The sequence below is a fragment of the Streptomyces coeruleorubidus genome (assembly GCF_008705135.1).
GTDB lineage: Bacteria > Actinomycetota > Actinomycetes > Streptomycetales > Streptomycetaceae > Streptomyces > Streptomyces coeruleofuscus.
Genome location: NZ_CP023694.1, coordinates 803,104 through 825,841 on the forward strand (window position 1 = coordinate 803,104; position 22,738 = coordinate 825,841).

Below are 22,738 nucleotides of genomic sequence, written 5' to 3' on the forward strand. Positions count from 1 at the left end.
AGCCGCAGGACCGTGCCCTACCGGGTCACTGCAGTTCTCCCGGTCTCGCCGGGGCCGCCGAGGACGGGGCCGACGCCGAAGCTGTAGGACCCGGACCCGACCTCGAACACGGCGGCCCCGTCCTCCATCCGGAGGAACCGGACACCCTTGGCGGCATCGGCCGGCCGGCCGCCCTCGGTGACCGCCGAACGGGTCCGCGTGGGCACGTGGACTTCAGCGACGGTGTTGACCGGCACCGTCACCTTCAGATCGACAGCGCCGTTGTCCGTGCTCCACTGCGACGAGAGGCGGCCGTAGACGGTCTCGAGGCTTCCGGAGCCCTCCGTCAGGTTCCCTCCGGGTGCCGGCGCGATGCGTGAGCGCTTGTAGCCGGGCTCGATCGCCGAGAGGCCGCCGATGTTCTGGAACATCCAGTCGCCCACGGCGCCGTAGGCGTAGTGGTTGAAGGAGTTCATGTCGACCGGGCCGAAGCTGCCGTCGGGCATGATCGAGTTCCAGCGCTCCCACATGGTGGTGGCACCGCTGACGACCTCGTAGCCCCAGGACGGGTAGTCCTTGTGCAGCAGCATCTTGTAGGCCAGGTCGTCCCGGCCGATCTTGCTCAGCGCGGGCAGCAGCAGCGGTGTGCCGATGAAGCCGGTCCGCAGGTGGTGGTCGGTGAGCGCCAGCTTGGCCACGAACTTGCTCCCGGCCTTCTCGACGAGTGCCGGATCCGAGATCAGATCCATGCCGAGGGCCAGCGCGTATCCGGTCTGCGAGTCGCGCTTCACCGTGCCGTCGGATGCGACGTAGGCCTCGGTGAAGGCGTCGCGGATGTCGGCGGAGAGCTTGCCGTAGTCGGACGCCGCCGTTTCGTCGCCCAGGGCCTCGGCGACCTCGGCCATCATGCGGGCGTTCTCTGCGTAGTAGGCCGTGCCCAGGATGCCCTGCTCGGTGGGGTCGTCCAGGTGCAGCCAGTCGTTGGTGAAGAAGGTGGTGCGGCCGGGCTCGAGCAGGTCCGGTCCGGCGCTGTCGCGCACGAACTGGAAGAACTTCTGCATGGCGGGGTAGTTCTCCCGCAGGATGCGGGTGTCGCCGTAGGAGCGCCACACGGAGTACGGCACGGTGATCATCACGTCGGACCAGCCCACACCGCTCTCGCCGAACTGGCCCTGAGGGGTCGGTACGACCGCGGGCAGATCACCGTTGGCGTACTGGGAGTTGCGCACGTCCGCCATCCAGTGGGACAGGAACGCGCGGGTGTCGACGAGGTAGTTGGCCGTCGGCGCGAACAGGCTGATGTCTCCCGTCCAGCCCAGGCGTTCGTCACGGGCCGGAGTGTCGGTGGGGATGGAGAGGAAGTTGCCCCGCTGGCTCCAGGAGATGTTGCTCACCAGCCGGTTGAGCATGCCGTCCGAGGTCTTGAGCGTGCCGGTGGCCGGGAGGTCGGATCCCCATACGACGCCCTTGACGTCGGAGAGGGCGGGAGGCTCGGTCACCCCGGTGATCTCGATGTAGCGGAAGCCGTGCTGGGTGAAGGTGGGTTCGTAGGTGACAGTTCCTGTCTCGGCGAAGGTGTAGCGGTCGGTGACCTTGGCACTGCGGAAGTTGTCGGTGTAGAGGGTGCCGTTCTTGTTGAGCACCTCCGCGTAGCGGATCTTGACGGTCTGGCCGGCGGAACCGGTCAGGTTCAGCCGGGACACGCCGACCATGTTCTGACCGAGGTCGTAGACGTAAATCCCGGCGGTGGGTTCGGTCATCTTCTTGGCCTGGAGCACCTGGGTCCGGCGCACGGGCTCGTCGCTCTGCGGGACCAGCAGGGCGGTGCGGGACGTAAGGCTCGCGGCGGGCTCCCACTTCGCGTCGTCGAACCCGGGCCGGCTCCAGCCCGACGGCTCCAGCCGGGCGTCGTAGGTCTCGCCGTCCTGCAAATCGGCCTTGGCATAGGGGCCGTCGGCCGACTTCCATGAACCGTCCGTGGCGATCCACTGGACGGAGCCGTCGGTGTAGGTGATGCGCATCTTCGCCACCAGGGCGGGGGTGTCCCCGTACTGCCGGCTCCAGCCGAGCCCGACCTTGCCGGCCCACCAGCCCTCCGCCAACGACGCGCCGAGTACGTTGTCGCCGCCGTCGAGCAGCTTCGTCACGTCGTAGGTCTGGGACTGGATGCGCTTGTGGTAGTTCGTCCAGCCCGGGGCGAGGACCTGGTCGCCGACCCGCTTGCCGTTGATTTCCAGTTCGTAGAGGCCGAGTGCCGACGCGTAGACGCGCGCGGAGGCGACCTTCTTGCCGGGCTCGGTCGCGAAGTCCTTGCGCAGCAGCGGCTGCGGGCGGGCCGTGGGTCCGTAGAGGGCGTCCGTGGTGCCGGAGACGACGAGGGCGGAGTCGGTGATGTCACCGCCGGTGAACGGGTTCCGGCCGGAGGCGAAGTCGGTGTCGAGGAGTGTGCTGCCGTCGGCGCCGGTCACGACGGCGTCGTAGACCGTTCCCCGTTCGCCGCAACAGGCGTGTGTGCGGAAGCCTATGTAGCCCTTGGTGAACGTGGAGTCGGTGAGGGTGCTGACCGGCTTGCCGTCGAGGGTCGTCCTGATGGTGGTGCCCGCCACGTCGTAGCGGACGGTGTGCCGGCCGTCGAGGAGACCGGCGTTGGTGAAGCCGTAGGGCGCGAGATCCACCTGCTGGACCACGGTGTAGGTGCCCTTGACCTGCTTGTGCAGTCGCAGCATCGGGGTGGGGCCCGTGACGTTGAACTGCCACATGTAGCCGTTGCTCGCGTCCGAGGCACGCAGGAACATACCGAAGGCGGCACTGTCGAGCTTGAAGTCGACCGTGGCGGTGTAGTCGGTCCACTTGTCCAGGTCGCTGGGAGCCGCGGGGCGAGTGATCCACTGGGCGCCGTCCCAGTCGCCGGAGTTCAGCAGGCCGGTCTCGAGGTACGCGGTCGCGCTCCACGGACTGGCGGCTCCCTTGCCGTCCCAGGCCCGGACGCGCCAGAAGTACCGTGTGCCCGCCTCCAGGCCGGGACCTTCGTACCTCACGCCGACCTGACGGCCGGACACCACCTTGCCGGACGACCACACATCGGCGGACCCCGGCCTGCGTCCGACCTGGATCTCGTAGGCCTTCTGCGACGTCGCCCGCCGGGCCGACGCCGACTGCCAGCCGAAGACCGGGTCCTCATCACCGATGCCCAGCGGGTTGACCCGGCCGTTGGCGGTCAGGGCCTTCACGGTGAACGGAGCGTCGGACACTGACGCGGCGGAGGACATGGGCGTCGGCAGGATCGCCACGCTTCCGACTACGGCGAGCACTACGAAGCCTCTGAGGAGCACGTGCAGGACCGAGCGCTTTTCGCCCATGGCAACTCCGTTTTGAATCGTTTCAAACATGCAGGTTGCCGGGACGGTACTGATGTGACGCCGGACACGTCAAGAGGTAGGGGCGGGTGGATCGGCACATCCCGGGCGGCGTTCAGCCCTGTTCGACCACGGCGGTCGACGACGGGCGTCCCCCCAGGGTCGTTGCCGTCGGCAGCGGCGTACTCCGGTCGTGGTACGCGCGGTGACCGCCGTGGGGCGACGCGAGAACCGACCGCCTTGCAGGAGCCTTGAGGCCTTGAACAACCCGGAGGTGGATCGTGATCGAAGTGAACGACCTCAGTAAGCGGTACGGGGACAAGCTCGCGGTGGACGCGCTCAGCTTCGCCGTGCGTCCTGGTGTGGTGACGGGCTTCCTCGGGCCCAACGGCGCGGGCAAGTCGACGACGATGCGGATGATCATGGGGCTGGACCGGCCGTCGGCCGGGACGGTACGTGTCAACGGCCGCCCGTACGAGCAGCACGAGGCGCCCTTGGAGACGATCGGGGCACTGCTGGAGGCGAAGGCGATCCACCCGGGACGCTCGGCGTATCACCACCTGCTGGCCCTCGCGGCGAGCAACGGCATCGGCAGGCGGCGGGTGCTGGAAGTGATCGACATGGTCGGCCTGACGGAGGTGTCCCGCAAGCGGGCGGGTGGGTTCTCGCTGGGCATGGGGCAGCGGCTGGGCATCGCCTCCGCACTGCTCGGCGACCCGCGGATCGTCATGCTGGACGAGCCGGTCAACGGACTCGATCCCGAAGGCGTGCTGTGGATCCGCAACCTGTTGAAGGACCTCGCGGACCAGGGGCGGACCGTCTTCGTCTCCTCCCATCTGATGAGCGAGATGGCACTGATCGCCGAGGACCTCATCGTGATCGGGCGAGGCCGGCTGCTGTCGGCGGGCCCGCTCGCCGACTTCGTCGCGCAGTCCTCCAGCCGCAGCGTACGGGTGCAGTCGCCGCAGGCCGGGGCCCTGCGGGACCTGCTGGTGGGTGACGGCGTCTCGGTCACCGGCAGCCGGCCCGGTGTCCTGGACGTCCAGGGACTGGAGGCCGCCGAGATCGGTGAACGCGCCGCTGCCGCCGGGCTGGTGCTGCACGAGCTGTTCGTCCAGGAGGCGTCGCTGGAGGAGGCGTTCATGGAGCTGACCCGTGATGCCGTCGAATACCACGCCGCCACCTCCGAGTTCGCCACCACCGGAGGGACGAACCGATGAGCACTGCCGCCCTTGACACCCAGGACACACAGAAGACGACCGGGTCCGCCGGTCGGCACACGGGCGGTCTGCGGGTCACCTTCCCGCGGGTGGTCACCATGGAATGGATCAAGCTGCGGTCGCTGCGCTCGACGCTCTACACGCTGACGATCACCGTGGCCCTGGTCATCGGCCTCGGACTGCTGTTCAGCAGCCTGGTCGGCTCGGGGCAGGGCCCCGGGGAGGACGATTTCAGTGACCCGACCTCGATCAGCCTGGGCGGGGTGATGCTCGCCTCGCTGGCCGTCGCGGTGCTCGGGGTCCTGATGAGTGCCGGCGAATACGCCACCGGGTCCATCCGCGCCACGTTGGCCGCGGTCCCGTCACGCCTGCCGGTGCTGTGGGGCAAGGTGCTCGTCTTCGCCGTGGTCAGTTTCGTGCTCATGTTCGTCGCGGCCCTGGGGGCGTTCCTGGCCGGTCAGTCCGTCCTGTCCTCGCGTGACATGGCCACCGCCGCGCTCTCCGATCCGGGCGTGTTCCGCGCTCTGACCGGCGCGGCGGTCTACCTCACCGGTGCAGGGCTGATCGGGCTGGCGGTCGGCGTCCTGCTGCGCAACACGGCCGGGGCGATCACCACCGTGGTGGGCGCGCTGTTCGTGCTGCCGGGTGTGATCCAGCTCCTGCCGAGCAGCTGGAACGACGCCATCGGCCCGTACCTGCCGTCGAACGCGGCGAACGCGTTCATGTCCGTGCAAACGAGCGGTGACTCGCTGTCGTCGGGGTCCGGGCTGGCGGTGTTCGCCGTGTACCTCGTCGTGCTCCTGGCCGGCGCGGCTATCCTGCTCAAGCGGCGCGACGCGTGAGCCCGGCTGCCGCGGGCACGCCGCCGACCCCCTCGTACGCCTTCGGGCGTGGAGGCGGGCGGCCGCGTCCCTGCGTAGCGAGGATCCGTACGGAGGAACGGTGAAGCCGTGATCGGACCGGCGTCGCTGCGACGGGTGACCAGCGCCCACCCGCGCCTGCTGGATGCCGCCCTCGCCACTCTCGTGGGCGGTGCGGGCATGGTGCCCCTGCTGTTCGGACGCTGGCCCGACGGCGACCGGGCGTCGGGCGCCGACGCCGTCGCCGCCGTGGCCGCGTTCCTGCTGCTGCTGGCGCGCCGCCGGGCACCGCTGCCCGTCCTGGCGCTGACCGTGCTCGGCGAGGTGGCGTTCACCGTCCTCGCGTCACAGCCGTCGCGGGCTCTCAAGATCACCGTGTTGCTCGTCATCTACACCGTGGCACGTACGGTCCCCCGGCGGACAGCGCTGATCGTCACAGCGGGCACGGCCCTCGTGCTGTACGCCGTCATCACGTATGCGATGGGTTCTGCCTACACCCCGGAGGCCGGCGCGGTGTTCGCCTGGACCGGGATGTTCGCCGCTGTCGGAGGTACCGTGCGCACCTGGCGCGACTACGTCGCTGCAGTGGAGGAGCGAGTGCTGCGGGCGGAGGCGAGCAAGGAAGCGGAGGCCCGTCGTCGCGTCGCCGAGGAGCGGCTGCGGATCGCCCGGGAACTGCACGACGTGATCGCTCATCACATCGCCCTGATCACCATTCAGGCGGGTGTCGCCGGGCACTTCCTGCGTGACCGGCCGGACCAGGCCGACGTGGCGCTCGGCCACATCCGCGACGGCGGCCGCACGGTGCTGGACGAACTGGGTTCGCTGCTGCACGTACTACGGCAGTCCGGTGACGAGCCGGACGAGACGCAGCCGGCCGAACCCGTGCCCGGCCTGGCCCGGCTCGGAGGGCTCCTCGAATCGCTGACCGCCGCGGGGCTGAGCGTCCGCCACCGGCAGACCGGCCGGCCGCGCCCCCTGCCGACCGCCGTCGACCTGGCCGCCTACCGCGTCATCCAGGAGGGGCTGACCAACGCGCACAAGCACGGTGCCACCGCCGAGGCCGACCTGCTCGTCGGCTACGGGCCCGACGCACTGCGCGTCCGGATCACCAACCTCCTGCACACCCGCCCGTCCCCGGTCCCGGCCGCGGCGGGCACCGGACACGGGCTGACGGGCATGCGCGAGCGCGCCCACGCGGTCGGCGGCAGCTTCCGTGCCGGAGCGGAACCCGACGGTCGGTTCCGCCTCGACGTGCGTCTGCCGCTGCCCGAAGCCGCACCACCGGCCGGCACTGACGCGTCGGACGGGTCCGGCACAATCCTGTACCCGACCGCCGCTGACGGGAGGCAGGGATGACCATTCGTGTTCTGCTCGCCGACGACCAGGCCCTCGTCCGCGCCAGCTTCCGCATGCTCATCGATTCGGAACCGGACCTGGAGGTCGTAGGAGAGGCGGCAACGGGCGGCGAGGCTGTCGGACTGGCCCGCAGTACCCGTGCCGATGTCGTGCTGATGGACATCCGGATGCCCGACATGGACGGCCTGGCCGCCACGCGCGCCATCTCGGCGGACGAAGACCTCGCGGGCGTACGGGTGCTGATCCTGACGACGTTCGAAGCGGACGAGTACGTCTTCCAGGCGCTGCGTGCCGGGGCCAGCGGGTTCCTCGGAAAGGGCGTGGAACTCTCCGACCTCCTCGAGGCGATCCGGCTGGTGGCCCGAGGAGAGTCGCTGCTGTCGCCCAGGGCGACCAAGGCACTCATCGCCCAGTACCTGACCACACCCGACCTGACGAACGCTCCCGCCCCAGAGCTGACGAGCCTGACCGAACGCGAGCGCCAAGTGCTCGTCCTCGTCGCCGCCGGCCTCTCCAACGACGCCATCGCCGAACAACTGCACGTCTCGCCCTGGACCGCCAAGACCCACGTGAACCGCACCATGACCAAGCTCGGCGTCCGCGACCGCGCCCAGCTCGTCGTGATCGCCTACCAGACCGGCTTCGCCCAACCCGGCGCTTGACCGGCCCCACGGAAGTAGTCGTTGAAGACCGGCCGGGCGTTTTCCGCCGACCGTGCCGGGGGACTCGCCGTGTGTGGTCGCGTATGGAGCGGAGCGGCGCGTGCGCGTTCCCGCGCTACGGGCAGGCTGGCTGAGGCAGACGTTCGTCCATTGGGCCTTTCCGCCGGACGCGGTCCAGGCGCTGCTGCCCGAGGAACTGGTGGTGGACGAGTACGAGGGGTCGGCCTGGGTGGGGCTCACCCCCTTCGTGATGGCGGATGTGCGCCCTCCCGCGGTGCCCGCCCAGGTGCCCGGGCTCCCGACGTTCGCGGAGACCAACCTGCGGACCTTCGTCCGGCACCGGGACGGCGCGGACGGGCTGTGGTTCCTGTCCATCGAGGTGGCCTGCCCGCTGATGCTGGCGGCCAGGGCCGTGGGCGCGCCGTACAACCCGGGCAGGCTGAGCGTCTCCCTGAACGGGGACGCCGTTGCGTACGCCGGGTCCAGGTGGGTCGGCGAGGCCTCCTACCGCCTGGTGGTCCGGCCCGGTGACCCGATCACGCCCACCGAGCGGGACGTGTGGCTGACCTCGCGCTGGCGGGCGTACACCCGTCGGCTCGGCATGCTCTGGGAGACGCCGGTCGAACACGAACCCTGGCCGCTGGCCCACGCCGCCGTCGACGTGCTCGAGGAGACGCTGACCAGCGCGGCAGGCCTGCCCGCGCCCGCCGCCGAGCCCCTGGTGCACTTCTCGGAGGGGGTGCGGCACGTGCGGCTCGGGGCGTCGAGGCCGCGCGTCCCGACGCCAGGTCTGTCAGGTGGGTAGCGCCGTGAGCCGCACGCGCGGCACCCGCGGAAGGCACCCGCGGCTGCGCTTCGACGGCTGGATCGCGGGTGTGGGCACCTCCTCCGGGACGCGCGTCGTGCTGGGGCACTGGCAGCGGTCGCCGTTCGGGCCGTTCAGCGACGTGATGATCGAGCGGGCCGACGGGGAACGGCTGCTGCTCGCCCCCTCGCACCGGACGGCGGACTTCGTCGGTGACACCTATGGCTTCGACACGGTGCGTGTCGTGCCGGTCGAGGTGAGCGTCGCGGACGACACCTGGACGGTCGACGCCGGGCCGTTGGAGTTGCACTTCACTGTCGCGCGACGACGGCCGCTGGGCGTTCTCCTGCGGGCCGTGCCCGGCGTACTCGCCGCCCGCCCGGCATGGGCCGCCCTGACGAACGGGCCCGCCCACCTGCTGCCGACGCAGGTACGGACCCGCGGCCGTACGGGCGCGCGACGCCGTGAGTGGTACGGCGTACGGGACATGCGGCCGGTCGGCGGGATGTCCGCGGTCTTCGAGGGCCTCGATCTCGGTGTCATGGCACCGGTCGAACCGCCCGTGCGCTTCGGGTTCGGTTCGGTGCCCCGGAAACCCACCCTCACCCGGGTCACGACGACGGTGGAGCTGGGCCGGTGACCTTCGTTTCCTCACCGGTTCGGCCGGGTACCCGGCCGAACCGCGAAGAGAGCGGAAAGGACGCCGGTATGGGCAGAACGAGAGTGCCGGACCGGGCGGACACGGTCGCGGTGGCGCACGGCCTGTTCAACGTCGTGGGCGGGCTGTGGCCGCTGGTGCATCTGCGCAGCTTCGAGTGGGTCTTCGGGCCCAAGGCCGACGTCTGGCTCCAGATGACGACGGGCGGCATGCTGGTCTCGGCCGGCGTCGCACAGCTCGCTGCGGCTCCGGGACCGCAGGGGCCGGTCCAGGCCCGTCGCATCGGTCTCGGCACGGCCACCACCCTGCTCGCCATCGACCTGATCTACGTGCCCAAGGGGCGGATCCGGCCGACGTACCTCCTGGACGCCGCGATGCAGACGGGATGGATCGCCGCCTGGCTGCGTTCCGCCCCCAGTGCCAGTCGCTGATCAGTGCCAGTCGCTGATCCGGACGTCGTCGGGGGCCGGCCTGCCGCGTCCCGTCTCCGCGAAGTCCTTGAGGCTCATCAGGAAGGTCGCCCACTTCGTGCTGCAGTGGTGCATGAACTCGACCGGCTCACGCCAGCCCTCGTGCTTGAACAGGACGATCGTGTAGCCGTCGCGCCGGCTGAGGCTCCAGTCGATCTCGGTCCCGATCCACTCCGCGGGGCCGTCGGTGACGCGCCACCGCACCCGGCCGACGGGGTCGAGCTCCAGGATCTCCATGTCGAAGCCGCCGACGTCGCCGAAGCGGAACGCCAGCTGACCGCCGACCTCGCTCTTGCCGGTGGTGTCGGTCGTCCACCAGCCGGCGATGCCCTCGGGCGTGGCGATGGCCCGGTAGACGTCGTCCAGCGGCGCTAGGGCGTGTCCGCAAAGTCCCGCCTGCCTCGCGACGCCCGGCACGCACTCTCGCCGCACCGGTCGAACACCCGCGTACAACCAGTACGCGGGCGTCCGCCCGGCACGCCGAGAGCACGCACCGAACGCCGCAAGGCCCGCCCTCCGGGCGGACGACGGGACTTTACGGACACGCCCTAGGGCGCCGACGCGATGCAGGATGTCGGGCATCTTCATTCTCCTTCGGTGTGGTCGCGGCTGCGTTCGATCGTCTCCGCGATGTGCTTGATCCGGCGCAGCCGGGCGTCCCAGGACGTGCCGACCGCGGCCAGTTGCGCGGCCGCGCGGGCGAGTTGTGCCTCGTCGACCCGGTAGCGCCGCTCGCGGCCGGCCGGCTCGGCACGAACCAGCCCGACCCGGTCGAGGACGGCGAGGTGTTTGGACACGGCCTGCCGGGTGAGGGGCAGGCCGGCGCTGAGCGAGGTGGCCGTTCCGGCTCCGGACGCGAGGAGCAGGTCGATCAGCGTGCGCCGGGTGGGGTCACCGATCGCCGACCACAGTTCGTCGTCGACCGGCGTGCTCATGGAGTCGACACCAGTCGCGCGATGTACGCGCCCAGCCGGGGGATGTAGTGGTCCCAGCCGCTCACGTGATCGCGGTACTGCTCCTCGAGAACGGCGATCTCCCAGCCCATCTCGCGGAACCCGGTCTCGGTCATCAGCACCCGGGTCCCCTGCTCCGTCGGCACCAGGTCGAAGGTGACCAGCAACGAGTCCCCGCGACGTTCGGCGTCGGTGTAGCACCACCTGAACGAGAACCGCGACGGCGGGTCGACCTCGACGACGGTGAGCGCGACGGTCATCGTGTCGCCGGTCGTCTCGTCCCGCCAGAAGAGCTCACCAGGCGCTCCCGCGACGGACTTGAAGCGGGCGTCGTCCGGCCACCACTCCCGCATGTGCTCCGGCCAGCTGACGACCTCGAAGACCACCTCCGGTGGTGCGTCGACGTGGATCTCGCGCTCGATGCTGCCGTACTCCATTGCCCGAACCCTTTCGCAACCTTTAGTTGCGTATCAGAGTACGGCAGCAGGCGTTTATGCGCAACGTTTGGTTGCGCATTGGGTTGCCGTCGTCATCAGCCGTCGGCGACACCCGTGCGCGGCTGCCGGTAGGGACGCAGCGCGCGGCGCGCTATGGCGAAACGATGCGTCTCCGACGGGCCGTCGTAGATGCGGAACGGCCGCACCTCCCTGAACAGACGGGCCAGCGGGGCGTCGGCGGCCGAGATGCCCAGCGCTCCACAGATCTGCACCGCGCGGTCGACCACTCGGTTCACCGCCTCCGCCACGAAGGTCTTGGACACCGAGGTGAGCTGCGAGGCGGCCGCGGAGCCGGTGTCCAGTTCCCAGGCGGTGCGCAGGATCAGGGCGCGGCTCGCCTCGATGTCGATCTCGGAGTCGGCCAGCATCTGCTGGACCATGCCGAGGTCTCCCAGCACCGAGCCGAACGCCATCCGGCTCCCGGCCCGCTCCAGGGCGACGTCCTGGGCGCGGCGGGCGGCTCCCAGCCAGCGCATGCAGTGCGTCATCCGGGCGGGGCCGAGCCTGACCTGGGCACCCTCGAAGCCGTGGTCCACCGCTCCGAGCACCTGGTCCTCCCCCACCACGCACTCCTCGAAGGCGATCTCGCTGTGCCCGGCGAAGAGCGACTCGTCGAGGGTCTCGATGGTCCGGACGAGGCGCATGCCGGGATTTTCGGCGTCGACCAGGAACATGGTGGCGCCGCCCGGGTCGCCGGGACTGCCGGAGGTGCGGGCCATGACGATGGCGAAGCCGGCTCCCTCGGCACCGGTGATGAACCACTTGCGCCCGTCGATGCGCCAGCCGCCGGGGACCCGGGTCGCGGTGGTCCGCAGGGAGCGGGGATCGGCACCCGCCCCGGGAGCCGGTTCGGTCATGGCGAAGCAGGACCGCGATTCCCCCGCGGCGAGCGGGCGCAGGTACCGCTGCTTCTGCTCTTCGGTGGCCACCTTGTCCAGCAGGTGCATGTTGCCCTCGTCCGGGGCGGCGCAGTTCAGCGCCAGAGGTCCGAGCAGGGAGTAGCCCGCCGCTTCGAACACCACCGCCTGCCCGCGCAGGTCGAGCCCGTGTCCGCCCCAGCGCGCCGGCACGTGCGGAGCGAAGACCCCCGCGTCACGGGCGGCCTTTTGCAGTGTCTCCCGCAGGGCCTCGGGGGCGTCGTGCACGGAGCCGCCGCACTCACGCTCGACAGGAATGACCACCTCGCGCACGAACTCGGCGGCCTTTGAGGCGAGTTGAGTGACTGTTGGGTCTACATCGAACTGGATGGGCACGGGACCTCCCGCCGACGGGCGTACGGGCATCGGGTCCCGTCGCGTCTAGAAACTGTATAGCTTCTTAAGTATCTTGCCTGGAAGCACCGGGGACGGGAAGCACCCGGCGACGGGAAGCTACGACAGGAGAAGCACCCATGGACCTTGCCGTGAGCACCGAGCCGGTCCGGATCGTCCGCCACCCCGACCGGGTCGTCGAGCTGAGACTCGACGACCCGGGGCGGGGCAACGCCCTGGATCTGAGGACGGCCGAGGCCTTGCGGGACACCGCGCGCGAGGTGGCCGCGGACCCGGGCGGCGCCGTGCTGCTGCGGGCGGCGGGCGGCAGCTTCTGCGTGGGCGGTGACCTGCGCGCCTTCGCCGGTCGCGGCACCGGGACCGGCGCCTACGTCCATGCCGTGGCGAGCGCCGCGCACGCGGCGGTACAGGCCCTCTACGAGCTGCCCGTGCCGCTGGTGACCGCCGTGCGCGGCGCGGCCGCGGGTGGCGGGATCGGCCTGGCGCTGGTGGGCGACATCGTCCTGGCGGCCCGGTCCGCGCGGTTCCGGCTGGCGTACACGGCGATCGGGCTGACGCCGGACTGCGGGGCCTCCTGGTTCCTGCCCCGCCTGGTGGGCCCTCGCAGGGCGGCGGACCTGATCCTCACCAACCGGGTCCTGACCGGCGACGACGCCGAACGATGGGGCCTGGTCTCGCACTCCGTGGACGACGAGGAACTGGACGACGCGGCACACCGGACAGCGGCCGGCCTGGCCGCCGGCGCCGGTGACGCGCTGCGCGCCGCGAAGGGCCTGCTGCGCGCCGGCACCGGCGACGAACTGGGCCGCCACCTCGACGAAGAGGCGCGGCTGATCGCCGCCCTGGCGGACGGCCGCGAGGCGCGGGACCGCATGGCGTCGTTCCTCGCCGCGCGGGACCGCCCGAAGGCGGGCGACGGCCGGACCGAAGCGGGCGAATCCAAAAGTGTTTCTTGAGTCCCTCTTCACTAACAGGCTCGCCGAGGCGTAACCTCCGGGCAACACAGATCCGAGGAACCGGTCACCACAGAGCCGGGGAAAAGGTGTGGCGATGCAATCTGCTGCCGTGGGCCTTCCGGACGCTCCCGACGAGCCTCTCGGCGAAGCCGTCGTCGACCTCGTTCTGCGCGGCATGTGGCGCGGCCGGCCGGAGTCGGAGCACCGTCCGCTGGTCGACGCCGGGCTGGCGATGGTGAAGGGTCCGGTGGTGCTGCCTACCGAGCGGGCCAAGGCCGCCGCCGCGCGGATGCTGCGGGTCCCCGCCGGCTCCGAGCAGGAGGCGCGGATCACCGCCGCTTACGAGGCGTTCCTGCCGGTCAACCGGAAGATCCGCGACGTGTGCACGGCCTGGCAGTGCCGCCCCGACGGCTCCGCGAACGACCACTCCGACGACGCCTACGACGCCGGGGTGCGCGAGTCGCTGGAAGACGTGCACGAGGCCATCCAGCCCGTGCTGCGCAGGCTGGAGCGGGTGCTCGCGGGCAGCGACCGGTACCTCCCGGCCCTGGAGGAAGCCCTCGACCGTTTCGACGACGGCGCGACGGCGTGGCTGGCCTCACCTCTGTGCGACTCGTACCACACCGTGTGGATGCGGCTGCACCAGGAACTGCTGCTCGTGCTGGGGATCAGCCGGGCCGAGGACGAGGCCTTGGAAGAGGAACTGGTCACGAGGAGCCGGGGGTGAGCGTCGCCGACCGCGCGGCGGGCCCGCTCGCACAGTCCGGCGCTCCTCTCGCGCCCTCCGAGGCCCCCGGCCGGGTCCTGGTGCCCTACGGGCAGGGCCGGATCCGGGGCCTCGACGCCGACGAGCTGGGCGCGCACGGCGCGGCGATGGACCGGCTGGTGGCCCTCGGGCTGCCGGTCGTGCCGGGGCTCACCGTGCCCGCGGGCGCCTCCACGTCGCTGGGGGAGCCCGGCACCGCCGAGGCCGCCGTCGATCTGGTCGAACAGCTCTCGGGGCGGCGGATCGGCGACGCGGGCCGGCCGCTGCTGCTGCGTCTGTCCGCGAGCGCGCCGACCGAGATCGCGGGGCTGCCGCCGGACCTGGCCTGTCTCGGCGTGACCTCGGGCAACGCCGACGACCTGGGCGCCGTCATCGGGCGCACGGAGGCCCTGCACGAGGTGTGGGCCGCCACCGTACGGATGGTCGCCGAGTACGCCCTCGACGTGTCCGGTGCGGTGCTCGACGACGCCCTCCTGGACACGCCCGAGCCGCGAGCGCGAGTGGAAGCACTGCTGGCCCTGGTGGCGCGGCACGGCTCCCAGCCCTTCCCCGACGACCCGGCGCAGCAGCTCGCGCTGGCCGCCCGCGCCCTCCTCGCCCGGTGGGACTCGCCGCGTGCGCGAAGGTCCCGCCGGGCCCAGCGGCTCCCCGCCGATCTGACGCTCGCCCTGCACGTGCAGGCGCTGCGCATCGGCCCGGCGGACCACTCGGGCTACGGCACGGCGGTCAGCCGCGATCCCGAGACCGGGCGGCTCTCCCCCCAGGGCTTCTTCTTCCGGGGCGTGCGCCGCAGCGCCCCGCCGCCGCACACCGGTGAACCGCTGCACCGGCTCGCGGGCGGGACCGCGCTGCTGGAGCACTCCCTGCTCACCCTGGAGCGTCATCTGCGGGCACCGGTGTCGGTCGACTTCGAGGTGCGCGACGACGAGATCTCCCTGCTCGCCGCCTCGGCGCAGCTCCGCCCGCCGCTCAGGGCGGCGGTGTGCCTGGCCGCGGACCTGGCCCGGGACGGGGCGCTCGGCCGCGAGGACGCCGTACGGCGGATCACCCCCGCGCAGGTGCAGGAACTGCTGCACCCCCAGCTACGGCTGACCGGCGGGGAGGACCTCCTGGTGAGGGGGCTGCCCGCGTCCCCGGGGGCGGCGACCGGAGCGGTCGTGCTGTCCAGTGAACGTGCCCTCGAACTGGCCGCGGACGGTACGCGGGTCGTGCTCGTGGCCGCTGAGACGACCCCGGCGGACGTTCCCGGGATGCTGGCCTCCGCTGCCGTGCTGACCGGCAGCGGCGGGATCGCCTCGCACGCCGCCGTGGTCGCGCGGGGCGCCGGCAAACCCGCGGTGTGCGGCGCCGAGGGGCTGCGGGTGGACCTGGCCGCCGGGACGGTCCGCTTCGGGGAGCGGGTGGTGCGCGAGGGCGACCCGGTCTCGCTGGACGGCCGTACCGGCGCCGTCTACGCCGGGACCCTGAGCGTCAGCGTCGCCGGACCGCCGCCCGAGCTGTCCACCCTGCTGGAGTGGGGGGACGGCATGCGCCGGCTGGGCGTGCGGGTCAACGCCGACACGGCCGCCGAAGTGGACACGGCTCTCGCCCTGGGCGCGGAGGGTGTCGGACTGTGCCGTACGGAACACCAGTTCCTCGGCGAGCGGCTGCCGCTGATCCGCCGGGTGCTCCTGGCCGCCGACCCGACCGCCCGCGACGAGGCGCTGGTGGCGCTGGAGCACGCGCAGCACGAGGACTTCCGCGCACTGCTGGCCGCCGTCGGGAACCGCCCGGTGACCGTGCGCCTGCTGGACGCCCCGCTGCACGAGTTCCTGCCCGCCCCCGGGCAGGCCCTGGACGCGGGCGAGGAGCAGCGGGCCGCCGCACTGCGCGAGGCGAATCCGATGCTCGGGCTGCGCGGGGTGCGGCTGGCACTGCTGCACGAGAGGCTCTACCCGGCGCAGGCCGAGGCGCTCTTCACGGCCTGGGCCGATGTCGCCGCCACCGGGGTGCGGCCGGAGCTGGAGGTGATGATCCCGCTCGTCAGCCTGCCGGAGGAACTCGCCGCCGCGGCCGCGTACGTGCGCGGTGCCGCCGACGCGGTCGCCACCCGCACCGGGGTGGAGGTCCCGTACCGGCTCGGCACGATGATCGAGACCCCGCGGGCCGCGCTGCTGGCCGGTGAACTCGCCGAGCACGCCGAGTTCTTCTCCTTCGGCACCAACGACCTCACTCAGCTCACCTACGGGTTCTCCCGGGACGACGTCGAGCGCCAGGTGCTCGCCTCGTACCAGGAGCGCGGGTTCCTGACCGCCAGCCCGTTTGCCCGGCTCGACCCGCACGGGGTGGGGGCGCTCGTCGCCCTGGCCGCCGAACGGGCACGGAGCGTACGGCCCGGCATCAAGCTCGGCGTGTGCGGTGAGCACGGCGGGGACCCGGAGTCGATCGCCTTCTGCGACGACGTCGGCCTCGACTACGTCTCCTGTTCCGCGCACCGCGTACCGGTGGCCCGCATGGCCGCCGCGCACAGTGCCCTGCGGCAGCGGCAGGACGAGGGCGGGAGCGCACGATGACGAGCACCACGACCGAGGGCACGGCCCTGTCGGACACCGAGCTGGACGATCTGCGCGAGACCGTGCGGTCGGTGTGCGCCGACGCCGGCGGCACCGCCGCGGTCCGCCGGATGTCCGAGGAAGCCCCCGGCATCGACGCCGAGTTGTGGGACACCCTGGGCCGGCAGGTGGGCCTCGCGGCCCTCGGCCTGCCCGAGTCGGCGGGAGGCATCGGCGGCCTCGCCGGGATCACCGCCGTCTGCGAGGAACTGGGCAGGACGCTGGCACCGGTACCGCTGCTGTCCTCCACCGTGCTGGCCGGGCAGGTCCTGGCCGGCTGCGGTACGGCCGACAAGGCGCTGGCCGAGCTGGCCGAGGGCACCGTGCATGCCCTGGCGGTGGCCGCGCCCGACGGGAGGTGGCGGGCCGACGCCGTGCCGGTGGCCGTCTCCTGGCAGGGCGGTGTCCCGCTGCTGGACGGCACCGCGCCGTTCGTCCTCGACGGCGCCGACGCCGAGGCGCTGGTGGTGGCCGCGGCGGGGACCGACGGCGTGGACCTCTTCCTGGCCGACCCGCGCGAGCCCGGGGTCACGGTGCGCCGGGTGCCCACGCTGGACCTCAGCCGGGGCCAGGCAGTGGTCACCTTCTCCGGGGCCCGGGCCAGGGCGCTGACCGCCGGCGGCGAGGGAACGGACATCGTCTCCCGCGCCCTGGACGTGGCGCTGATCGCCCTGGCCGCCGAGCAACTCGGCGGAGCACAGGCCGCGTTGGACATGACGGTGGCCCACGTGCGCGACCGTACCCAGTTCGGCAGGGCGATCGGCGGCTTCCAGGCGGTCAAGCACGCCTGCGCCGACATGCTGCTCCAGGTCGAGGCCGCACGGTCGGCCGTGGTCCGCGCGGTCCTGGCGGACGGCTCACCGGGGGCGCTGGCCGAGGCGGCGGCGGTGGCGCAGGCGTGGTGCGGCGAGGCGTTCGTCGCCGTCGCCGCCGAGTGCGTGCAGTTCCACGGTGGGATGGGCTTCACCTGGGAGCACGACGCGCACCTGTACTTCCGGCGCGCCCAGTCGGACGCGGTCCTGCTGGGCGGCGCCGCACACCATCGGGAACGGCTGGCCGGGCTGCTGGGCTGGTGACGTGGAAGGCGGGACGGCATGGCCACCAGACTCATCGACGAGTCACTGTTCGACGGGGAGTTCGGCGGGGGCTCCGACGCCGGGGATCCTCCGCGGCTCGTGGGCGCCCGCTGCTCCGCGTGCGGCACCGTCGTCTTCCCCCGGCAGGACTCCTGCCCCAGGTGTCCGGACGGGGTGATGTCCGCGCGGGTGCTGCCGGTGAGCGGGCGGGTGTGGTCGTGGACGCTCCAGGCGTTCCCGCCGAAGCCGCCGTACCGGCCGCCGTCGGGCGGCCACCGGGCCTACCACGTGGGCTATGTGGACCTCGGTGAGGTGCTGGTCGAGGCGCGGCTGGCGGTGCCCCGCGCGGAGATCCGGATCGGTCTGCCGGTCCGGCTCACCACCGTGACCGCGTACCAGGACGAGGACGGGACCGAGGTGCTGACCTTCGCGTTCGCACCGGATGGGGACGGCGGACGATGAGGCGGACCGACGACGTCTATGTCGTGGGCTGCGGTATGCACCCCTTCGGCCGCGACGAGAGCGTCACCGGAATGGACATGGCCGAGCGTGCGATACGCGAGGCGCTGGCCGACGCCGGTGTCGCCTGGGAGGACATCGGCTACGCGGCCGGCGGCTCCGACGTGTCCGGCAAGCCCGACACCCTGGTGGGCCGGCTGGGCCTGACCGGAGTGCCGTTCGTCAACGTGCAGAACGGCTGCGCGACCGGCGCCTCGACCGTGCTCACGGTGGCCAACGCGCTGCGCGCGGGCGAGGCCTCCGTGGGGCTGGCGGTGGGGTTCGACAAGCACGAGCGGGGCGCGTTCCACGTCTCCGCGGCCCGCTACGGCCTGGGCGACTGGTACGCCGAGACCGGCATGATGCTCACCACCCAGTTCTTCGCCCTCAAGACCCAGCGGTACCTGTACGAACACGGGATCTCGGAGCGGGCGCTGGCGATGGTGGCGGCGCGGGCCTTCCGCAACGGCACGCACCATCCCCTGGCGTGGCGGCGCAAGCCGCTGACGGAGCAGGAGATCCTGGACTCCGCCGAGGTCAGTCCCCCGCTCACCCAATACATGTTCTGTTCGCCGGGACAGGGCGCGGCCGCGCTGGTGCTGGCGCTCGGCGACCGCGCGTTCGACCTGTGCGAACGGCCGGTCAGGCTCGCGTCGCTGGCCTTCCGGACCCGCCGGTTCGGTTCGTTCGAGGTGTTCTCGCCCTGGCTGCCGCCGGGACCGCACCGCAGCCCCAGCGTGGACGCCGCGGAGGCGGTCTTCCGCACGGCGGGGCTGCGTCCCGCGGACGTACAGGTGGCCCAGTTGCAGGACACCGACAGCGGCTCGGAGCTGATCCACCTGGCGGAGACCGGGCTGTGCGGCCACGGCGAGCAGGAGGCGCTGCTGGCCGCCGGGGACACCGATGCGGCGGGCCGGATACCGGTCAACACCGACGGCGGCTGTCTGGCCGGCGGGGAGCCCGTCGGCGCCTCCGGTTTGCGTCAGTTCCACGAGGTCGTACGGCAGTTGCAGGGCCGGGCGCCGGGGCTGCAGGTGCCCGGCGCGCCCCGGGTGGGCTTCACCCATGTGTACGGGGCGCCCGGTATCAGCGCCTGCTCGGTCCTCACGGTGTGAAAGGGGCGGACACCGCCATGCGGCACGACGGCAGAACCGCCCTCGTCACGGGCGGGGCACGGGGAATCGGACTGGAGATCGGCCGGCAGCTCGCGGACCGGGGGCTGCGGGTCCTGGTCGCGGCGCGAAGACCGGAGGCCGCCGAGGAGGCGTGCCGTGCCATCGGCCCGGCGGCGGTGCCGCTGGCCCTGGACGTGACCTCCGCGAGGAGCGTCACCGAAGCGGTCCGGGAAGCGAGAGAGCTGACCGGCGGGATCGACGTGCTGGTGAACAACGCCGGGGTGTCGCTGGACGGGGACCTGCGGCCCCCTTACGTCGACGAGGACGTCCTGCACGCCACGCTGGACACCAACTTCACCGGCGCCTGGCGGGTGGCCCAGGCCGTCGTCCCGGGCATGGTGGAAGCCGGCTACGGGCGGGTTGTGAACGTCACCAGCTCGTACGGTTCGCTGACGCTGATGGACTCCGGCCGGCGTCCCGCCTACCGGATCTCCAAAACGGCGCTCAACGCCCTGACCCGCATGCTCGCGGCCGAGCTGTACGGCACGGGCGTCCTGGTCAACGCCGCCGACCCCGGCTGGACCCGCAGCGGCATGGGCGGCTCCTCCGCCCCGCGCGGTCCGCGGGAAGGGGCGGACACCCCGGTCTGGCTGGCGACCCTGCCCGAGGGCGACGAGACGACCGGCGGGCTGTTCGCCGACCGCAGGCCACTGGCCTGGTGAACCGTCTCAGGTCCGGGACGTGACCGGCTTGGCCGACTTCGATGCTTTCGTCGATTTCGCCGGTTTCTGCTCGGTGGCGACGATGCGCAGCGCCAGCTCCCTGACCGCCTCCAGCACGGAGCGGGAGGGCAACTGGGACAGCGGTCCCCCCTCCGCCCGCAGCGCGGTGACGAGCATGGTCGTACTGATCAGGGTGCGGACCGCGAGCGCCTGTGACGCGTGCCGTACCTTCGCCGCCCGGGGGCTGCGGGTGGTGCCCTCGGGCAGATAGTCGTAGCCACGCTGGACGTGCCGCTGCTCGAACTCGTCCCGCAGCACCTTGACGCTGCCGTTGGCGGAGGCGACCTGAACCTGGTACAGGCGGGCCTCGTCCGGGTTCTGTTCGACCCAGTCCCACACGGCGTCGATGACGCGGATCAGCCCCTCCGCGTCACCCGGCTCGGACTCGGGACGGGCCGCCTCCACGACCGCGTTCAGCTGGTCGAACACGCGACGCATGGCGAGTTCGAGCAGCTCCTCCTTGCCGTCGAAGTGGTAGTAGACGGCCGTGGGCACCACCTGGGCCTCGTCCGCGATGTCCTGGATGCTGGTCTCCGCGAACCCGTTGCGGCCGAACACCCGCACGGCGGCGGTGATGATGTGCTGCCGCCGCGAGGGTCGGTGGGCGGGCTGCTTGCCGTTCTTCGTGCTGGCCATCATGCTCCCTGCCGGCTGCCGTGACCCCGCGTCCGCGGGCCCTGTGTACTGCCCATGCTATCCAGTAACTCCAACCGGCCGGCGAAGTAATTCCTGCTGCGCGTGGGCTTACGGGACACTCGCCGCCCGGCATACTTGACACCATGACGACCTCCGGAACCCGCGCCGCTCACCGTCCGTCGCGCAAGCAGTGGGTGATCGAAGCAGCCACCGAGCTGTTCGCCACCCAGCCGCCGGACGAGGTGACGGTGGCCGACATCGCCGCTCGCGCGGAGATGACCTCGGCAGCGGTGTACTACCACTTCTCCTCCAAGGACCAGGTCCTGGCAGAGGGGATGCGGGCGTTCGCCACCGCACTGCGCGAGCAGTTGCAGGCACTCACGGAGGCCCACGAACCGGGCTCGGACATCGGTGCGGCGGTCACCACGCTGCTGGCCTGGCTGGGCGAACACCGCTCCGCCGCCACGGTGTTCTTCGTGTCGTCGGCCGGCATGAGCCAGGAGGCCGAGGCGCTGCGCCAGGAGAGCCGCAGCGAGTTGCTGGACGAGCTGGTGCGGCTGATCCGCAAGGCCCGCACGTCCGTCACCGACGCCGAGGCGGCGGTGATCGGGCTGGGCCTGCTGGCGCTGCTGGAAACCGCGGCGATCTCGCAGGTCCGGGGCGACGACGTGTACCGGTCGCTGGGGCACCGCTCGTTCGTCCGCGAGGTCGGCGCTCTCGCGGAGCGGATCGCCGACCCGGCGACCTGAGGGACGGTCCGGCGGATCACACCAGCAGCCGGAGGGGCCTGCTCAGCAAGTCACCGACCGTGCGCAGATATTCGGCTGCGGGTGCCCCGTCGACGGCACGGTGGTCGAAGGTGAGGCTCAAGGTGAGCACGCGCGTCCGCAGCGGCCGGTCGTCCGCCCACTCGACGCCGTCCCTGAGCCTGCCCACCCCGAGGATCGCGACATTGCCGGGGTTGATCACCGGGGTGAAGAAGTCGACGCCGTATCCGCCTAGTGAGGTGACGGTGAAGGTGGCCCCTTCCAGTTGCGCGGGGGAGATCCGCCCCTCGCGCGCGGCCTGGGCCAGGTCCCTGGAGCGGCGGGCCATCTCGGGCAACGGCAGCTGCACGGCATCCTCGATCACGGGGACCATGAGGCCGCCCGGAACGGCCACGGCGAAGCCCAGGTGGATGCCGTCGAGCAGATGGATGCCGTCCTCCCGCACCGTCGCGTTGAGCAGCGGGTGCTCGCGCAGGGCCAGGGCGGCGGCCTTCAGCAGGAAGTCGTTGAGGCTGGGCACCGGCAGATCACTGTCGGCCCACTCCTCCTTGAGACGGTCCCGCAGGGACACCACGGCGTCCATCCGCACCTCGTAGCCGTGCGTCAGCTGTGCCATCTCCTGGAGGCTGGCGTGCATCCTGCGGGCGATGGTGCCGCGCATCCCGGTGAGCGGGACGACGTCGCCGGGCCGAGGGGCCGCGCCCCGGAGGGGAGGGGCCGTGTCCCGGCGAGGAGGGGCCGCGGTGACGGCGTCGAGGTCGGAGCGGCGGATCCGGCCGCCGGGCCCGGTGCCGTTCACCTCGGACAGGTCGATGCCCCGTTCCTTGGCCAGCTTGCGGACCAGCGGCGAGGAGGAGGTACCGCCCGGCGCGACCGGCTCGCCGAGGTCGACCAGGTCACCGAGGTCGCCGGGGAGGGCCGCGAGGAACTCCTCCACGTCCTCGGAGACGATCCGTCCGCCGGGTCCCGTGCCGCGTACGGCGGTGAGCTCGACGTCGGCAGCGGTGGCGACCCGCCGGGCGTTGGGTGAGGACAGGAGCCGGCCGGCGGTGCCGTTGACGGAGGCCGCAGCGGGATCAGCGTCGGCATCGGTGCCGTTGGCGGAAGGCACCGCGGGAGCAGCCCCGGCGTCGGTGCCGTCGAGCGCGGGCGGCGAAGCACTCGCACCGGCCCCGGACCCGGCGGGCATCGGCGTACCCGCCGGGTCCGGTGGCTGCTCGCCCTCGGCCAGCAGCCAGCCGATGAGGGCCCCGGTGGGGACGGTGACGCCCGCCGGGACCACCGGGTGGAACAGTCCCCCGGCCTCCGCCTCGACGTCCACGTCGACCTTGTCGGTCGCCAGCCTCAGCAGCGCGTCGCCCTCCGCGACGGCCGCGCCGACCGGCACGAGCCATTCGTCGATCGTGCCTTCCTGCATGGTCAGACCGATCTTCGGCAGCAGAACCTCGACCGCCATGTCGG

At 71.9% G+C, this 22,738-nt stretch carries 22 protein-coding genes; 15 read left to right on the plus strand and 7 right to left on the minus strand.

From position 1 onward, the window contains the following. Nucleotides 1-17: 17 nt before the first annotated feature. On the minus strand, nucleotides 18-3,338 hold the full coding sequence (locus CP976_RS03715; RefSeq protein WP_208838928.1) for an alpha-L-rhamnosidase: 3,321 nt from the start codon (nucleotides 3,336-3,338) through the stop codon (nucleotides 18-20). 278 nt (nucleotides 3,339-3,616) lie between these two features. On the opposite strand from CP976_RS03715, the gene CP976_RS03720 reads away from it, so the two are divergent. The 7 genes from CP976_RS03720 to CP976_RS03750 all read left to right on the plus strand — a co-directional run bounded on the left by CP976_RS03720 (nucleotide 3,617) and on the right by CP976_RS03750 (nucleotide 9,330). Beyond that, nucleotides 3,617-4,555, plus strand: a complete 939-nt coding sequence (locus CP976_RS03720) for an ATP-binding cassette domain-containing protein (RefSeq protein ID WP_150478995.1) — start codon at nucleotides 3,617-3,619, stop codon at nucleotides 4,553-4,555. Continuing rightward, nucleotides 4,552-5,397: an ABC transporter permease gene (locus tag CP976_RS03725; RefSeq protein WP_150478996.1), complete on the plus strand. Its 846-nt coding sequence runs from the start codon at nucleotides 4,552-4,554 to the stop codon at nucleotides 5,395-5,397. Before CP976_RS03720 ends, CP976_RS03725 begins: the two co-directional genes overlap by 4 nt. A 108-nt stretch (nucleotides 5,398-5,505) precedes the next feature. After that, on the plus strand, nucleotides 5,506-6,774 hold the full coding sequence (locus CP976_RS03730) for a sensor histidine kinase (RefSeq protein WP_150478997.1): 1,269 nt from the start codon (nucleotides 5,506-5,508) through the stop codon (nucleotides 6,772-6,774). Then, nucleotides 6,771-7,436: a response regulator gene (locus tag CP976_RS03735; protein ID WP_150478998.1), complete on the plus strand. Its 666-nt coding sequence runs from the start codon at nucleotides 6,771-6,773 to the stop codon at nucleotides 7,434-7,436. The genes CP976_RS03730 and CP976_RS03735 overlap by 4 nt, the downstream gene beginning before the upstream one ends. Before the next feature lie 100 nt (nucleotides 7,437-7,536). Then, complete coding sequence (locus tag CP976_RS03740; RefSeq protein ID WP_190147010.1) at nucleotides 7,537-8,241, plus strand: YqjF family protein; 705 nt, start codon at nucleotides 7,537-7,539, stop codon at nucleotides 8,239-8,241. A gap of 4 nt (nucleotides 8,242-8,245) precedes the next feature. Beyond that, on the plus strand, nucleotides 8,246-8,881 hold the full coding sequence (locus tag CP976_RS03745) for a hypothetical protein (RefSeq protein WP_150479000.1): 636 nt from the start codon (nucleotides 8,246-8,248) through the stop codon (nucleotides 8,879-8,881). A gap of 68 nt (nucleotides 8,882-8,949) precedes the next feature. Next, entirely contained in the window at nucleotides 8,950-9,330 is a 381-nt protein-coding gene (locus tag CP976_RS03750; RefSeq protein ID WP_150479001.1) for a hypothetical protein, read from the plus strand. On the opposite strand, the gene CP976_RS03755 is transcribed toward CP976_RS03750, so the two are convergent. The 4 genes from CP976_RS03755 to CP976_RS03770 form a co-directional block, all read right to left on the minus strand. After that, a complete protein-coding gene (locus tag CP976_RS03755) occupies nucleotides 9,331-9,786 on the minus strand; it encodes an SRPBCC family protein (protein WP_167537269.1) in 456 nt (151 codons plus the stop codon). Between the two features lie 167 nt (nucleotides 9,787-9,953). After that, complete coding sequence (locus CP976_RS03760) at nucleotides 9,954-10,304, minus strand: ArsR/SmtB family transcription factor (protein WP_150479003.1); 351 nt, start codon at nucleotides 10,302-10,304, stop codon at nucleotides 9,954-9,956. Further along, the gene (locus CP976_RS03765) at nucleotides 10,301-10,759 is read right to left on the minus strand and encodes an SRPBCC domain-containing protein (protein WP_150479004.1); all 459 of its coding nucleotides are present in this window, start codon (nucleotides 10,757-10,759) and stop codon (nucleotides 10,301-10,303) included. The genes CP976_RS03760 and CP976_RS03765 overlap by 4 nt, the downstream gene beginning before the upstream one ends. A 95-nt stretch (nucleotides 10,760-10,854) precedes the next feature. After that, nucleotides 10,855-12,072, minus strand: coding sequence for an acyl-CoA dehydrogenase family protein (locus CP976_RS03770; protein WP_150479005.1), 1,218 nt, complete (start codon nucleotides 12,070-12,072; stop codon nucleotides 10,855-10,857). 137 nt (nucleotides 12,073-12,209) lie between these two features. On the opposite strand from CP976_RS03770, the gene CP976_RS03775 reads away from it, so the two are divergent. The 7 genes from CP976_RS03775 to CP976_RS03805 all read left to right on the plus strand — a co-directional run bounded on the left by CP976_RS03775 (nucleotide 12,210) and on the right by CP976_RS03805 (nucleotide 19,814). Next, entirely contained in the window at nucleotides 12,210-13,046 is an 837-nt protein-coding gene (locus tag CP976_RS03775) for an enoyl-CoA hydratase/isomerase family protein (RefSeq protein ID WP_150479006.1), read from the plus strand. Between the two features lie 94 nt (nucleotides 13,047-13,140). Next, the gene (locus tag CP976_RS03780) at nucleotides 13,141-13,773 is read left to right on the plus strand and encodes a hypothetical protein (protein WP_229876262.1); all 633 of its coding nucleotides are present in this window, start codon (nucleotides 13,141-13,143) and stop codon (nucleotides 13,771-13,773) included. Beyond that, nucleotides 13,770-16,364, plus strand: coding sequence for a putative PEP-binding protein (locus CP976_RS03785; RefSeq protein WP_150479007.1), 2,595 nt, complete (start codon nucleotides 13,770-13,772; stop codon nucleotides 16,362-16,364). Before CP976_RS03780 ends, CP976_RS03785 begins: the two co-directional genes overlap by 4 nt. After that, nucleotides 16,361-17,479: an acyl-CoA dehydrogenase family protein gene (locus tag CP976_RS03790; protein ID WP_150479008.1), complete on the plus strand. Its 1,119-nt coding sequence runs from the start codon at nucleotides 16,361-16,363 to the stop codon at nucleotides 17,477-17,479. The genes CP976_RS03785 and CP976_RS03790 overlap by 4 nt, the downstream gene beginning before the upstream one ends. Before the next feature lie 18 nt (nucleotides 17,480-17,497). Beyond that, a complete protein-coding gene (locus tag CP976_RS03795) occupies nucleotides 17,498-17,941 on the plus strand; it encodes a Zn-ribbon domain-containing OB-fold protein (RefSeq protein ID WP_150479009.1) in 444 nt (147 codons plus the stop codon). After that, nucleotides 17,938-19,092, plus strand: coding sequence for a thiolase family protein (locus tag CP976_RS03800; protein ID WP_150479010.1), 1,155 nt, complete (start codon nucleotides 17,938-17,940; stop codon nucleotides 19,090-19,092). The genes CP976_RS03795 and CP976_RS03800 overlap by 4 nt, the downstream gene beginning before the upstream one ends. A gap of 17 nt (nucleotides 19,093-19,109) precedes the next feature. Continuing rightward, on the plus strand, nucleotides 19,110-19,814 hold the full coding sequence (locus CP976_RS03805) for an SDR family NAD(P)-dependent oxidoreductase (RefSeq protein WP_150479011.1): 705 nt from the start codon (nucleotides 19,110-19,112) through the stop codon (nucleotides 19,812-19,814). A gap of 6 nt (nucleotides 19,815-19,820) precedes the next feature. On the opposite strand, the gene CP976_RS03810 is transcribed toward CP976_RS03805, so the two are convergent. Then, a complete protein-coding gene (locus tag CP976_RS03810) occupies nucleotides 19,821-20,510 on the minus strand; it encodes a TetR/AcrR family transcriptional regulator (RefSeq protein ID WP_229876264.1) in 690 nt (229 codons plus the stop codon). A gap of 143 nt (nucleotides 20,511-20,653) precedes the next feature. Between CP976_RS03810 and CP976_RS03815 the strand changes: the two genes are divergently transcribed. Further along, the gene (locus CP976_RS03815) at nucleotides 20,654-21,259 is read left to right on the plus strand and encodes a TetR/AcrR family transcriptional regulator (RefSeq protein WP_150479013.1); all 606 of its coding nucleotides are present in this window, start codon (nucleotides 20,654-20,656) and stop codon (nucleotides 21,257-21,259) included. Between the two features lie 16 nt (nucleotides 21,260-21,275). On the opposite strand, the gene CP976_RS03820 is transcribed toward CP976_RS03815, so the two are convergent. Further along, complete coding sequence (locus tag CP976_RS03820; protein WP_150479014.1) at nucleotides 21,276-22,733, minus strand: 2-oxo acid dehydrogenase subunit E2; 1,458 nt, start codon at nucleotides 22,731-22,733, stop codon at nucleotides 21,276-21,278. Between the last annotated feature and the right edge of the window lie 5 nt (nucleotides 22,734-22,738).

What these genes read in the sequence shown, in the direction of transcription:
- CP976_RS03715 (WP_208838928.1), bottom strand. Translation starts at nt 3,338, where the DNA reads ATGGGCGAAAAGCGCTCGGTCCTGCACGTGCTCCTCAGAGGCTTCGTA.
- CP976_RS03725 (WP_150478996.1), top strand. Translation starts at nt 4,552, where the DNA reads ATGAGCACTGCCGCCCTTGACACCCAGGACACACAGAAGACGACCGGG.
- CP976_RS03735 (WP_150478998.1), top strand. Translation starts at nt 6,771, where the DNA reads ATGACCATTCGTGTTCTGCTCGCCGACGACCAGGCCCTCGTCCGCGCC.
- CP976_RS03750 (WP_150479001.1), top strand. Translation starts at nt 8,950, where the DNA reads ATGGGCAGAACGAGAGTGCCGGACCGGGCGGACACGGTCGCGGTGGCG.
- CP976_RS03760 (WP_150479003.1), bottom strand. Translation starts at nt 10,304, where the DNA reads ATGAGCACGCCGGTCGACGACGAACTGTGGTCGGCGATCGGTGACCCC.
- CP976_RS03765 (WP_150479004.1), bottom strand. Translation starts at nt 10,759, where the DNA reads ATGGAGTACGGCAGCATCGAGCGCGAGATCCACGTCGACGCACCACCG.
- CP976_RS03775 (WP_150479006.1), top strand. Translation starts at nt 12,210, where the DNA reads ATGGACCTTGCCGTGAGCACCGAGCCGGTCCGGATCGTCCGCCACCCC.
- CP976_RS03780 (WP_229876262.1), top strand. Translation starts at nt 13,141, where the DNA reads ATGCAATCTGCTGCCGTGGGCCTTCCGGACGCTCCCGACGAGCCTCTC.
- CP976_RS03790 (WP_150479008.1), top strand. Translation starts at nt 16,361, where the DNA reads ATGACGAGCACCACGACCGAGGGCACGGCCCTGTCGGACACCGAGCTG.
- CP976_RS03795 (WP_150479009.1), top strand. Translation starts at nt 17,498, where the DNA reads ATGGCCACCAGACTCATCGACGAGTCACTGTTCGACGGGGAGTTCGGC.
- CP976_RS03800 (WP_150479010.1), top strand. Translation starts at nt 17,938, where the DNA reads ATGAGGCGGACCGACGACGTCTATGTCGTGGGCTGCGGTATGCACCCC.
- CP976_RS03805 (WP_150479011.1), top strand. Translation starts at nt 19,110, where the DNA reads ATGCGGCACGACGGCAGAACCGCCCTCGTCACGGGCGGGGCACGGGGA.
- CP976_RS03810 (WP_229876264.1), bottom strand. Translation starts at nt 20,510, where the DNA reads ATGGCCAGCACGAAGAACGGCAAGCAGCCCGCCCACCGACCCTCGCGG.
- CP976_RS03815 (WP_150479013.1), top strand. Translation starts at nt 20,654, where the DNA reads ATGACGACCTCCGGAACCCGCGCCGCTCACCGTCCGTCGCGCAAGCAG.
- CP976_RS03820 (WP_150479014.1), bottom strand. Translation starts at nt 22,733, where the DNA reads ATGGCGGTCGAGGTTCTGCTGCCGAAGATCGGTCTGACCATGCAGGAA.